Source organism: Sediminispirochaeta bajacaliforniensis DSM 16054 (genome assembly GCF_000378205.1).
GTDB lineage: Bacteria > Spirochaetota > Spirochaetia > DSM-16054 > Sediminispirochaetaceae > Sediminispirochaeta > Sediminispirochaeta bajacaliforniensis.
In genome coordinates, this window is record NZ_KB899411.1 from 119,415 (window position 1) to 132,332 (window position 12,918).

Below are 12,918 nucleotides of genomic sequence, written 5' to 3' on the forward strand. Positions count from 1 at the left end.
CAAGGAGGCTTCGATCGGCATGCTCATGAATATCGAGATCCAAAACCGCATCAAAGATGCTGGGATTGTGGCGGTGCTGATTTTCCATGAAAAGAAGGAGATCCGCCCCACTATTGAGGCACTATCATCCGGAGGAGTATCGGCTATAGAACTGACATTACGGACACCGATAGCTCTCGAAGCGATTACCATCGTTCATACTCATTACCCTCATATACTCTGTGGTGCAGGAACGGTACTCAGCCCACGGCAGCTCTCCGCTGCCCAGGAGGCGGGGGCCGATTTTGCCGTAGCTCCGGGGCTGAATCGAAAGGTAATGGATGAAGCGAAACGGATGGGCCTACCATTTGCCCCGGGTATCACAACTGCTTCAGATATTGAATCTGCTTTGGAGTATGATTGCACATTGCTGAAATTTTTTCCTGCCGAAAAGATAGGAGGTATAGCCTACCTCAAAAGCCTGAACGCCCCCTATCAGCACTTGGGGCTCTCGTATCTTCCACTGGGAGGTATCAATGAGGCAAATCTCACATCGTATGCAAAAGAACCGATAATTGCCGGAATCGGAGGCAGCTGGATAGCCTCCTCATCCCTTATTGCCGCAGGCGACTGGGATGCAATAGAAAAAAACGCACGATTCGCCGTAAAAAGGTTTCGGGAAGAGAGGAAGCAATGAAACACATAGTAACCTTCGGAGAAATCATGGCCAGAATCGAAATGGAAGACCACTATCGATTTCGCCAATCGCTTCCCGGTGAAGTTCGCCTAACGTTTGCCGGCGCCGAGGCAAATGTTGCAGCCTCCCTTGCCTTTATGGGAAGATCGACACAATTTGTTACATCGCTGCCTCAACATGCAATTGCAGATTCCTGCCGTGCCTTTCTCAAAAGTATGGATGTCGGTACCGATTATATCCTCAGCAGCGACTTCGGTAGGCTGGGGCTCTATTTTCTCGAGTCCGGCGCAAACCAACGCCCCAGTAACGTCATCTACGATAGAGATGATACAAGCATCAGCATGCAGAAAGCAGAAGCCTATGACTGGGATCAACTTTTTACAGATGCCCAGTGGTTTCATGTAAGTGGAATTACGCCGGCAATATCCCGTAACGCGGCAGACGCCACACTCCTGGGCATAGAAAAAGCGAAGGCCCATCAGATTCCGGTATCCTTCGATCTCAATTACCGAAAAAAACTGTGGAATTGGGGAAAAACACATAAGAAAAAAGATCTTGCTCGTAACATCATACAGAACATCATGCCCAGCATAGATGTTGTCATCGGTAATGAGGAAGACGCCTCGGATATGCTCAATATCCATCCCCAGCATGTGGATGTTAACAAAGGAACAATAGATCTGGCCGCATACGCCTCTGTAGCGAAAACTATAGCGGAACAATATCCGAATCTTCGGTATATCGCTTTTACCCTTCGAGAAAGTATTTCGGCTTCACACAACAACTGGGGAGCCATGCTGTACGACGTAAAGAACGCAAAACAGTATGCCGCACCACGTTCCGGGGATACATACACGCCCTACCGGATTACCCAGATAATCGACAGGGTGGGAGGCGGAGACGCCTTTTCGGCGGGACTCATCTACGCCCTTACCGACAGCGCACTCTCTGCACATCCGCAGGAGATCATTACCTATGCAAGCGCAACATCCTGTTTGTGTCACTCGATTCACGGAGATATGAATTACTCATCACGGGAAGAGGTCCTGAGACTCGCAGAGGGTAACGGGTCGGGGCGAGTTATCCGGTAATAGCATCCACGTCATCTGTTTGCCGATCCTCCGTATCAATTGCGCAGCCCAGGCTCTGCAGGCTATACTACGTGATAAGAGAAGGAGGATCGCCCCATGATTGCCTTTATCGCTAAGCTCCTTACCGCACTCAATGCAAACTCCCGTCCGGGAGAGATCGCGGCGGCCATTGCCTGCGGATGCGCCCTCGCCCTTATTCCTGGTGGGAATTTGCTCTGGGTAGTGCTGTTTATCCTTTTTTTTCTGCTAAGGCTTCATGTGGCAACCATGCTCGTTACCGCTGCACTATTGAAGCCTCTGGCCCATCTTGCCGACCCGCTCCTCCACAAAACAGGACTTTTCATCCTTTCCCGTTCATCCTTACAACCATTATTTATGAAGGCCTCGACGCTCCCGATCCTTCCCTTTACCCATTTTAATGATACGGTCGTCATGGGTTCCCTGATATGGTCGATCATCCTGTGGCTCCCGCTTTTTCTCCTTGGCAGGCTCCTTGTCAAAGGTTACCGTTCCCGGCTTGCCCCCAAGATCGCAGGAAGTAAGATGGTAAAGGCCTTCCAAAAGATTCCCTTAATAAAGAAAATCGGCAGCGCCATGAAAAAGACATCCGAAGCATGGGGGTATTTTGCATCATGAAAAAGCTCCCGAAACGGTTTCGAAAAGCACTCAGTCAGAAGCAGCTGCAAAAAAAGATCCTGTCGAGAATCCATCTTCCGAAGGAGAAGGAGCTCGTGCGGTCGCTTTACAAGCAGGGAGACGACGGCAGATTCAGGATGGAGATGCCTCAGGATCCCGGCACGGCGAAGCATCTGAAAAAGATCGCAAAAGCGATCGGCAAAAATAAGGGGATGGTCACCACATGGAAACTCGCTATTCTCCTGATACCCATAGCGGCCGTACTCGTTTTTTCCCTTTTTTTTGTCGATAGGCTTACCCAACACGGCATTGAGCAATCCCTTGAAGGAATATTCGGCGCGCAAGTCGACGCTGAGGAAGTGGATCTTTCGCTTTTTTCGGGCCGTATCTCCCTCGCTTCTTTAACAGTCGCCGACGAAGAAAAGCCGATGAAGAATCTCTTCGAGCTGGGACCTACGGTAATAGACATCGACTTGTCGCAATTGCTAAAACGTCGGTTCATCATTGAAAGGGCTGAGAGCCGATCCATTCTCTTCGGAACCGACAGACAGGTTTCAGGGGTGCTGGAAACGACAACGGAAGGGAACGGTTCTCAGAAAGACGTTGTAAAAAAGGAAGAGGAAAGCCAATTAGAAAAGAATGGGCAAGAGCTTATAACACGTTCGGCGCAAAGCCTCCTTGACCGTTACCAATCCTCACTAACCAGCCCGGAACTGCTTACGCAGGGAAAGGAAGAACTGGAGGAGCTTTCCGCATCATGGGAAACCAGAGTCGAATCATATGATGATCAGCTGCGAGATCTTCGACACGGGACAGAATCCCTCCTCAAAAGGGATATTGGCGATTTGAAAAGCCCGGAAGCGATTGCTTCGTATGTGAAAGAGCTTTCCGATCTCAAAACATCGGTCCAGCAAATCGGTGACGACTTCGAATCAGGGCTCCAAGCAGTGAGAGAAGATGCGGATAGGGCTTCGGCATATAGAAGGGAGATCGAGACTTCCGTGGAACGGGACAGGGCCTTCCTCAGAGAGGCGGTGGACTCCTTCAGTTCCGATGCAGTCTCTGCGATAGGGTCCAACGCCGAACGCATACTAACCGATCGTTTCGGGGCCTTGGTGCCAACGGCGAAAAAGGTTATCGGGTATATCGGAAAGCTGTCCGAGGAGAAAAAAACGAAAGAGGAGAGCTCCGATCGGAAGGAACATTCGCGACAGGGAGAGGTCATACGCTTCATCGACGATTGGCGCCCAGCTTTTTTGCTCCAATCCTTCCTTGTTGAATTCGGTGAAAGCGGCGATACCGGTTACACACGTGTATCCCTATCGGACATCTCTTCGAATCCTAAGGGCTGGAAGCGCCCCATAACCCTTTCTGTGGGAATGGTAACCGATAGTGGTGATATTGAAACGGATATGGAGGCTTCAGTCACCGACAAGGGAACTTCGGTCGATACGAAACTTAATCTGAAGCGAATCCCGGTGAAAACAGGGCCCATGTCCGAGCTCGGTATTGCGGGAATCTCGGCTCAGGCCGCATTAGCCTTACAGACGGTAATGGACCAGCATCTCACAGGCACGGGTGGAGGGGATATCCGCCTGGAAGAAATCAATTATGATTTCAGCCCTTCGCAGGACCTTCTTTCCAGAGCTGCAAAAGCGGTTCTCGCCGAAAATAACAGCATCGCATTGACGACCGATTTTTCCCTGGATAACGGAATCATCTCATCGATCACGGCAGAGACCGATCTCGATGAGAAAATCGGCAAGGCATTGATGCAATTCGGAAAACAGGAGGCCATGGCCCAGAGTGAAAGGCTACTTGCCGACTTCAATGCCTCCATAACCGAGGAGCTGGCGCAGGTTAAGGGAGCAGAAGTGGCCTTGCATGCTCTCAGCCAGGCCCTTGCGTCCGATAAAAGCGAATCCGATCAGATAGAACGGGAAATAGAGCGGCAAAAGGCAGAAGCCGAGCAAAGGGCGAAAAGGATTATCGAGCAGAAGGCCGACGAGGGAAAGAAGGCCCTGGAATCCCTTGGCAAGTCCTTTGGTTTCTAACAGATCCACCGTTCCTCTTTGCCGAGAGCATCCCGATATCGAATCTCACATCGGAGTTCGTTCAGGTCCACATCAAGTATCGCCTGATCTCCGCCGCTTCCCGTCCGCACGATGCTGAGCCTGCTGTCGTCACTGTCGGCAAGGGCAAAGGTGCCCCCAAAGGCCGGGGTATGTGAGCGAAAGCGCATGAGCCGAAAAAGCCGTTTATTCACCGGCCGTTCTATTTCAACAGCAATCTCATCGAGACTGTAGGGATGGCGGTTGATATCCCGACCCTGCTTGGTTTGCTCAATGAGATCGGTATCGTTCCGTCCCGAAAGTGCTCCAACATAATAGACTTGAGGGATGCCTGGTGCGAAAAACTGGACGGCCCTGGAAAGGATGTAGGCATCATCATCTTCACCGGTAGCGGAATAGTAGGTACAGTTGATCTGATAGATATCGAGGTTGTTGTACTCTTCCGACGAATATCTCCGGTTGACATTGGAACCCCGTTCATAAAGAGCATCAACGGTTTTCTCTATCTCCTCAGAAGAAAGAAGATCGGCTGCATCGACAACTCCGATACCATCGTGGGTATCCAGGGTGGTGATTTGGTTGTGCGGAGAAATCATCAGCCACTCCTTGAGCCTTCTGCTGCTGCCGCTGAAGATGGTATGAAGCAGCAGCATGGGAAGGGCGAAATCATATACGCGATAGCCCTTGTTCGCAAGCTTCAGCTGAATCGAGTAGTGCTCATGGATCTCGGGCAAGATCTCCACACCATATTCGGCCACGATCGTTTGGATTCGATGCAGGAGCTCCCATACATCGGGCTCCACAAAGAAGCAGTTGGTACCGAGCCTCTTCGTCACGTAGGCGAAGGCGTCGAGGCGAAGCATGGATATGCCGTGACTGCAAAGGGAACGAAGGTTATCCTCCAGAAACGCCGTACCGACGGGAGAGGCAATATCGAGGTCGATCTGTTCCTCGCTGAAGGTACACCACAGGGTATCTTCACTTCCGTCCGGATGTATCACTCCGGTAAGAGGTGCCCGTGGTTTTCTGGTATAGATTTTTGCCAGATCACCGGGAGGGATCTCCCCCGAAGGATGAAACTTGCGCACATTGAGGAAAAGGTCCGCCCAGGGGCTTTTACCTCCCCGTTCAAGAAAATCAAGGAATTGAGGGGAGTGCCGCGAGATGTGGTTGACCATAAAATCAACCACGATATCATACCTGCCGGCGAGGCCTTCCACCGCCTTCCAGTCACCGAACTGCGGATCGACTCGATCATACCCAAGGGGTGCAAAGCCGCGGTCTGCCGAAGAGGGATAAAAGGGAAGAAGATGAATCCCGGTAAAAAGATCGGGAAAATAGCGTTCCAGAGCAGTAGATAGTTCTTCGAGATTGATGCCGAGACTATCGGGATAGGTGATAAGTTGAACGCCGTTTTTCATGTGTAAAGGTTCCTCCTCATATTAGGCGGTATCACGTTCGATAAGGGTTACAGGAAGTCGTATCACTTCCGGGATCTGTCCGAAACTGCCGCGGAAGGCCAGCTCTATCATTTTCGCGGCAAGCCGACCGGACTCGTCAAGCTGCTGATCGATCGTCGAAAGGCCGATAAATTCGGCCGCCTCGATGTTATCGTACCCGAGGATAGCAAGATCACCAGGCACCTGAAGCCCCGCGTTCCGGGCGATGCGATACAGAATCAGGGCATCATAATCGCTGGCGGCAAAGACCACCTCGGGAAGAAATTTTCCCGAAATAAGCTTACGGGCCGCCCCACGTGCATAATAGGCCCCGGCATAGTGAAAGCAAATGTGCTCTTTCTCCATCTCTATTTCCCCGGCCCCAAGCCTCTCGGAAAAGGCTTGAAAGCGACTACGGGCCGAATCGACCACATAATCGGGATGCCCCCCTTCACCAAGGAAAGCAGGATGGCGGTACCCTTTACGAAGCAGGTACTCAGCGGCAATCCTTCCTCCCTCCTGGTTATCCGAAAGGATCGAACAGACATATTCAATACGCGTTTCAAGGCTCACCAGCGGCATACCCCGTCTGCGAAAAAGCATAAGGGCCTCCTTGTCAAGCGGAAGAGCCATAACAACAACGCCGTCGACCCGGTCCCCTGCCGAAAGCATTGCAAAAACAGAATCAAGCTGGCCGCGATTTTCCACCGAATAGGTGGTTATCTCATATTCGCGGGGAGACAAATGCTTGCTGAGCCCCCGAATTCGCTGGACAAAAGAGTAAGACCAGGCAAAGGGCGCTACCACACCTACCCGTTTCAAACCTACCCGGGCCCTGGCTACCGCTTCCGAGGTCGGAGAGAAACCGAGCCTTGTCATGACCGAGAGAATACGTGAACGGGTAACAGGGGCTACCCTTTCGGGGTGGTTCATGACACGGGAAACGGTGGCGATGCTGACACCGGCTTCCCGGGCGACATCATAAATCGTTGAATCGTTTCTCACAGCATGCTCCGAATGTAAGCTCTTACATCGGTACTATACTGAGTGACAGAACGTGGGTCAAGGCGCAAACGCTTGCTCAAAACAATACGATGATATAGCGTAGCAAAAAAGAGGAGAGAAAATGGAACGTGTAGCACACTATATCGAAGCATTGTATGCAGAGAAAAAGGGGCTTAATAAAAAAGAATACATAGATCAAACTGCACTCAAAGCCTTTATACCCGTTGTCGACGATGATGTTGCAAGGATCTTGCAATTGCTTATTATGCTGAAACGTCCTGCCAGAATTCTCGAAATCGGGACCAGCATCGGCTACTCAACAAGTTCAATGGCAAAGGCAATACAAACATGGGATGGCAGGATAACAAGTATTGAATACGACGAACGGGTTGCGGCTCAGGCCCAAGAAAACTTTCGAAGAGAGGGGGTCGATGATGTGATAGAACTCGTCATCGACGATGCACGAAAGGCCCTTCCCCGTTTGGAACCGCAGTATGATCTCATTTTTCAGGATGCGGATAAACACCTCTATCCCGACCTTTTCGAAGAGTGCGTGCGCTTATTAAAGCCAGGTGCCCTTTTTCTTGCTGAGGACACCCTCTTCCCCGTCATCGATTTGGATCCGAAATGGCACGGCCTTATTGCGCCTATCGAACGCTTTAACAAGCTCATCGCCGGAGACGAGAGGATCGTCAGCACGATCCTGCCGGTCGGAGACGGTCTGACGATTGCCATCAAAAAGGCGCCGTAGTTTTTCCTTGTCGATTGAAATTCGCCGAGTGATTCGCCATACTTCCATCATTCCATCCCCCATAAGGAGGTGACCCATGAATCGTGTTCTTATCATCGGGGCCGGCGGAGTCGGCCGGGTAGTCGCTCATAAGTGTGCACAACTACCGGAAACCTTTCATTCCATCATGCTTGCAAGCCGCACAAAAGCGAAGTGCGATCAGATAGCCGAAGAATTGCCGAGAGCGATCGAAACGGCACGGGTCGATGCCGATAACGTTTCGGAATTGGCAGCCTTGATGCGTTCATATAAGCCCGACCTCGTTATCAATGTAGCCCTTCCCTATCAGGATCTCACCATCATGGATGCCTGCCTTGAGGTGGGGGTGCACTACCTCGATACGGCGAATTACGAGCCGAAAGAGGTGGCTAAATTCGAATACTCCTGGCAATGGGCCTATCAGGATAAATTTGAAAAGGCTGGATTGATGGCCCTGCTCGGCAGCGGTTTCGATCCCGGCGTGACAAACGTCTTCACCGCCTATTTAGCCCGCCACCAGTTCGACGAACTTGAGGAGATTGAAATCGTCGATGTCAACGGCGGAGACCACGGAAAACCCTTCGCAACCAACTTCAACCCCGAAATCAACATTCGGGAGGTAACGGCCTCCTGCCGTCACTGGGAATCGGGAGGTTTCATCGAAACCCCGCCAATGAGTGCATCCAAAGCCTTTACCTGCCCGGAAGGTGTGGGAACCTATACCATCTACCGTCTCTATCACGAGGAACTGGAATCCCTGGTAAAGCACATTCCAAGCCTGAAAAAGGCCCAGTTCTGGATGAGCTTTTCAGAAAACTACCTGAAACATCTGGAAGTACTCCAAAATGTCGGCATGACCAGCATCGAGCCGGTAGACTACAAGGGGACAAAGATCATTCCCCTCCAGTTTCTTAAAGCCGTGCTGCCGGAACCGGCAAGCCTCGGTCCCGATACCAAAGGAGAGACCTGCATCGGTGTCATCGGTCGGGGACGGAAAGAAGGAAAGAGCCGCGATGCCTATATCTACAACATCTGCAGCCACGAGGCAGCCTATGAAGAGACCAACAGTCAGGGCGTCAGCTATACGACAGGCGTTCCGGCAATGGTCGGTGCAAAAATGATGCTCGAAGGAACGTGGAGTGGAAAAGGGGTGTATAACATGGAGCAGTTCGACCCCGATCCCTTTCTCGACGATCTCGCAAGGTACGGTCTGCCGTGGAAGTTGACTATTTCGGATTAGAGGGATTTCGGCCGGAAGCGGTCCCCTCTCCCTGTTTTGTCGTCGACAAAGCGGCCATCAGGAAAAACCTGGCAATACTTGACTCAATACAGAAAACAAGCGGTGCCCGAATACTTCTTGCCCAAAAGGGCTTTTCGATGTTCAGCCTCTACCCGATGATCTCGCAGACCCTTAAAGGGGTCTGTGCGTCGGGGGTTTATGAAGCGAAACTGGGAAGGGAAGCGTTCGGAAAGGAGGTACACACCTACAGTCCCGCATTTGTTCCGGAGCAGTTTGAAACGATACTCGAACTTTCCGACCATGTCGTTTTCAACTCTTTCTCACAGTGGGCACGATTTCGAAGCAGTTGCCTTTCCTTTGAAGGGAGGGTGTCATGTGGAATACGGGTAAATCCGGAAGTATCCACTGCCGCTGTCAGGCTGTATGATCCCTCGGCACCGGGGAGCAGGCTTGGTGTCACGGCTGCCGAATTCCGGCCGGAACTCCTTGACGGAATCGAGGGGCTCCATTTCCATGCGCTCTGCGAACAGAATGCCGACGATCTTGAACGGGTCCTTAAGGGCTTTCATCACTCCTTTGGAACATGGGCCGGGAGGATGAGGTGGATCAACTTCGGCGGCGGGCACCATATCACAAGAAACGACTACGACAGAGCCCTACTCTGTCGACTCATTGAGGAGTGTTCCGATCGCTACGGCGTTGACGTCTACCTCGAACCTGGCGAAGCAGTAGCCCTCAACAGCGGCGTGCTGGTAGCCACGGTTCTCGATATCATACAAAACGACGGCAGGATAGCGCTTCTCGACACCAGTGCGGCGACCCACATGCCCGACGTACTGGAGATGCCCTATCGGCCTGAGATTGCCGGAGCAGGAAAGCAGGGAGAGAAACGGTACACCTACCGTCTCGGCGGCAGCTCCTGCCTTGCCGGCGATGTGATTGGCACCTACTCCTTTGATACCCCTTTAGAGCCGGGCAGTCGCCTGGTCTTTGGGGACATGGCCCACTACTCGATGGTAAAGACCACCACCTTCAACGGAGTCCCCCTTCCTGCCATCGCCACCTATGATTCGGCGACAGGCACGCTGGAAGTGGTAAAACAATTTGGATTTGAAGACTTCAGGGAGCGTTTGTCATGAACTATCGATCGTTTCTCGGTGAGGAATTAACCGAACAGCAGAAAAGTGAAGGACTCTTTCACATCATTCCGGTTCCATTTGAGGCGAGTGTCTCCTACGGGCACGGTACCGCCGGAGGTCCGGAGGCCATTCTCGAAGCTTCACAGCAGCTCGAACTATGGGACGGCACAGGGATTCCCGCCCTTAGAGGAATTGTTACGGACAAGGCTGTTGAGGCAGAAAAGGCTGACGCCATGGTCGAGGCCTGCGCGGCAAAAGTGATAGAGGCCCTTGGAAAAGAGAGAGTTCCCATCATACTGGGGGGCGAACATACCGTCAGCGTCGGGGCCTTCTACGCTCTTGACCGATGGCGCAAGGAAACAGGCAAGGAAATCGGCATTGTTCAGATTGATGCCCACGGAGACCTGCGAAGCGATTATCGCGGTATTCACATGAGCCATGCCTGTGTGATGCGCCGGGCCGTAGAGCTGGGATTTCCCATATTTCAGGTGGGGGTCCGCAGTATATCCCCCGAAGAAGTTACATTTCGGAACGAGCAAAAGGCCCTGAGGCCGGAGTCCATCGGCTGGCTGGACGCAGCGGAGGCGGTTAGGCGACAGGTCGATATCATCCCCCTCCCCGATACTTTTCCTGAACATGTCTATCTTACGATCGACATCGACGGTCTTGATCCCGCCCTCTTCCCCTCGACAGGAACCCCGGAACCAGGCGGCCTTTCATGGTATCAGACCATTGATATGATCACATCACTGACCAGAAGCCGAAATGTAATCGGTTTCGATCTTGTCGAGCTTGCTCCTGTTCGGGATCGCAACGCCGACCCCTTCGGAGCAGCCAGACTCATCTACGAAGTAATGGGTCTGGTCGAACGGAACTGTCGGCCGGAGAAAAAACAGGGATAAAGGCGTTTTTGTTCAGGTTCCGTAGGGATTTGAGATATTTCTCCAGCGGCCGGTCCTTTCACCGTCGAAATGTACTTCAAGCAATGCAAAATGGCCAAGACCGGCCGCCCATGAATCAAAAAAAACTTCACCCTTTATAGGAATCCCGCGGACGAGATCCAAGCCTCCGCCGCCGTCTCCCCGGATCGTGCCGCCCACGATAGCCTCGTGCCGGCCCCCTTCGCTGTCCACGAGCAAAGCATCGGAGAAACCAAGCCACTGGCCGGAAAGCTCGGTAGAAACCAAAAAGGTACAGACCAAATGGTCGTTCCGAACATCCACAGCGCTCAGCCTGATCGAAATATCATCAATCAGTATCGTCGGCTCAAATTGAGAAGGCCCCACCGCTTCTCGAGAACCACCTGAGGCCATAGGAGGAGTAACCTCGGTTATAGGTTTGCCGCCTACCTCAAAATGAACAGCACCGTGATAGATTTTCCCACTATTGTTATCTTTCAGGAAAATTTCAATACGATGTTTCCCCCGCAGGGCCGAGGGCGCAATGGTAAAAAAGCGTTCACGGCGGAAAGTCCAGTCTATTCCCTCCTGAAATCCGCTGTAGGACTCGGTATCGGTCATGTGACTTAAATGTCCATTTATATAGTATTTAAAATTCCAGGAAACAGAGCCCTTCCCCTGCCGAATCCGTAAGTCGTTTACAACGATAAGCGTCTTGAAGGTTTCACCCGGCCGAAACAAGGGGTCCACGAGCTGCTTGACATCCCCGGAAGCATTATCGTCCCCCTCTACGATCCAGAAGCGATCAATTTCATTCCCGACAACAGAGAAAATTGCAAAAAAAAGAAAGAAAAATAATAAGACGAGCCTCGGAGTCCCCATTACAATTGAGACACACTCCGCGACGGTATATACTCTATTCTTCATAAGGGCACTGTAACCCGTCACTGCTAAATTGGCAAGAAGAGTAGGATGTGAAGATGCAGGAATCAATTCTCATGGCTTTTCAGGGCATTTCGACCCCTTTTCTTGATCATCTGGTCCAGCTGATCACCATGTTTGGTGAAGAAACGATCATGGTCGTCGTTCTGTGCTGGATCTACTGGAATGTTTCAAAGAGGGAAGGCTCCAACATTGCCCTCCTGCTACTCCTATCGGTAGCGGTAAAGGGCTTTCTCAAGCTGATTTTCGGCGTTCCGCGTCCCTATGAACTCCTTTATGCCATTAGCGCAAAGCGACTCGAAACCGCTACGGGATACAGTTTTCCCAGCGGTCACACACAGGCTGCGGCGACCTTCTATTTCGCATGCGCCGCCTCTCTTCCCGAGCGTTTTAGGAAAGAAGCAATAGGCTGTGCTCTGGTCATTACCGCTCTGGTAGCTCTAAGCAGACTTTACCTCGGGGTACACTGGCCGACCGATGTGGCGGCAGGCGCGATCCTCGGGGTTCTCTTTGCATTGCCGCTCTTTTTCTACCGCCCCTCCATCTTTTCACGAATCCCGATTATTGCCGTCGTGCTGTTTACCGCAGGAGTAGTTGTCGCTTCTATCGACAAATCCGTAGGCTGGAACCTCAAGGGAGTCGAAGCCGCAACAAAATCGGCGGGAATGCTTTTAGGTTTGGCCGTGGCTCGCAGAATGGAACAGCGGCTCGTTGCCTTCGAGTGCCATGCGCCACTTTCCAAAAAGGTCATCAGATTTCTCGTCGGGATGACCACGACTCTGTTTTTGAGCCTGCTCTTGAAACTTTTCATTCCCGAGAATCCGATCGGCGGCGGATTGGCCTACCTCGTTATAGGCTTATGGGTTACGGTCTGGTACCCGGCTGCCGCAATGAAGGTATCGCTTTTCGAAAAGACCCAACGCCACCCGCGGGAGAGGTGAACCAAATGGTACGGATATCGGCGACCACCAGGATTCGTAACACTACCCTTGCCTTTATGGCACCATATC

The 12,918-nt window shown here is 51.9% G+C and carries 12 protein-coding genes; 9 read left to right on the forward strand and 3 right to left on the reverse strand.

Annotation, left to right across the window (positions count from 1 at the left end):
- Window positions 1–25: 25 nt before the first annotated feature.
- The 4 genes from F459_RS0107345 to F459_RS0107360 all read left to right on the forward strand — a co-directional run bounded on the left by F459_RS0107345 (window position 26) and on the right by F459_RS0107360 (window position 4,457).
- Window positions 26–676: a bifunctional 4-hydroxy-2-oxoglutarate aldolase/2-dehydro-3-deoxy-phosphogluconate aldolase gene (locus F459_RS0107345; protein ID WP_245540109.1), complete on the forward strand. Its 651-nt coding sequence runs from the start codon at window positions 26–28 to the stop codon at window positions 674–676.
- On the forward strand, window positions 673–1,767 hold the full coding sequence (locus F459_RS0107350; RefSeq protein ID WP_020612086.1) for a sugar kinase: 1,095 nt from the start codon (window positions 673–675) through the stop codon (window positions 1,765–1,767). Before F459_RS0107345 ends, F459_RS0107350 begins: the two co-directional genes overlap by 4 nt.
- A gap of 96 nt (window positions 1,768–1,863) precedes the next feature.
- Complete coding sequence (locus F459_RS0107355) at window positions 1,864–2,403, forward strand: TIGR03546 family protein (protein WP_020612087.1); 540 nt, start codon at window positions 1,864–1,866, stop codon at window positions 2,401–2,403.
- Entirely contained in the window at window positions 2,400–4,457 is a 2,058-nt protein-coding gene (locus F459_RS0107360; protein WP_020612088.1) for a hypothetical protein, read from the forward strand. The genes F459_RS0107355 and F459_RS0107360 overlap by 4 nt, the downstream gene beginning before the upstream one ends.
- Here the strand turns inward: F459_RS0107360 and gtfA are convergent.
- Entirely contained in the window at window positions 4,454–5,896 is a 1,443-nt protein-coding gene (gene gtfA / locus F459_RS0107365; protein ID WP_020612089.1) for a sucrose phosphorylase, read from the reverse strand. The genes F459_RS0107360 and gtfA overlap by 4 nt on opposite strands.
- A gap of 21 nt (window positions 5,897–5,917) precedes the next feature.
- On the reverse strand, window positions 5,918–6,919 hold the full coding sequence (locus F459_RS0107370) for a LacI family DNA-binding transcriptional regulator (RefSeq protein ID WP_020612090.1): 1,002 nt from the start codon (window positions 6,917–6,919) through the stop codon (window positions 5,918–5,920).
- 121 nt (window positions 6,920–7,040) lie between these two features.
- On the opposite strand from F459_RS0107370, the gene F459_RS0107375 reads away from it, so the two are divergent.
- The 4 genes from F459_RS0107375 (at window position 7,041) to speB (ending at window position 10,969) form a co-directional block, all read left to right on the forward strand.
- A complete protein-coding gene (locus F459_RS0107375; RefSeq protein ID WP_020612091.1) occupies window positions 7,041–7,670 on the forward strand; it encodes an O-methyltransferase in 630 nt (209 codons plus the stop codon).
- Window positions 7,671–7,746: 76 nt separating this feature from the next.
- Complete coding sequence (locus tag F459_RS0107380; protein ID WP_020612092.1) at window positions 7,747–8,928, forward strand: saccharopine dehydrogenase family protein; 1,182 nt, start codon at window positions 7,747–7,749, stop codon at window positions 8,926–8,928.
- Complete coding sequence (nspC, locus tag F459_RS0107385) at window positions 8,904–10,067, forward strand: carboxynorspermidine decarboxylase (protein ID WP_026294943.1); 1,164 nt, start codon at window positions 8,904–8,906, stop codon at window positions 10,065–10,067. Before F459_RS0107380 ends, nspC begins: the two co-directional genes overlap by 25 nt.
- On the forward strand, window positions 10,064–10,969 hold the full coding sequence (speB, locus tag F459_RS0107390) for an agmatinase (RefSeq protein ID WP_020612094.1): 906 nt from the start codon (window positions 10,064–10,066) through the stop codon (window positions 10,967–10,969). Before nspC ends, speB begins: the two co-directional genes overlap by 4 nt.
- Window positions 10,970–10,981: 12 nt before the next feature.
- On the opposite strand, the gene F459_RS0107395 is transcribed toward speB, so the two are convergent.
- Window positions 10,982–11,893, reverse strand: coding sequence for a hypothetical protein (locus F459_RS0107395; RefSeq protein ID WP_033301409.1), 912 nt, complete (start codon window positions 11,891–11,893; stop codon window positions 10,982–10,984).
- A gap of 53 nt (window positions 11,894–11,946) precedes the next feature.
- Between F459_RS0107395 and F459_RS0107400 the strand changes: the two genes are divergently transcribed.
- Complete coding sequence (locus tag F459_RS0107400; protein WP_020612096.1) at window positions 11,947–12,849, forward strand: phosphatase PAP2 family protein; 903 nt, start codon at window positions 11,947–11,949, stop codon at window positions 12,847–12,849.
- The last annotated feature ends 69 nt before the right edge of the window (window positions 12,850–12,918 follow it).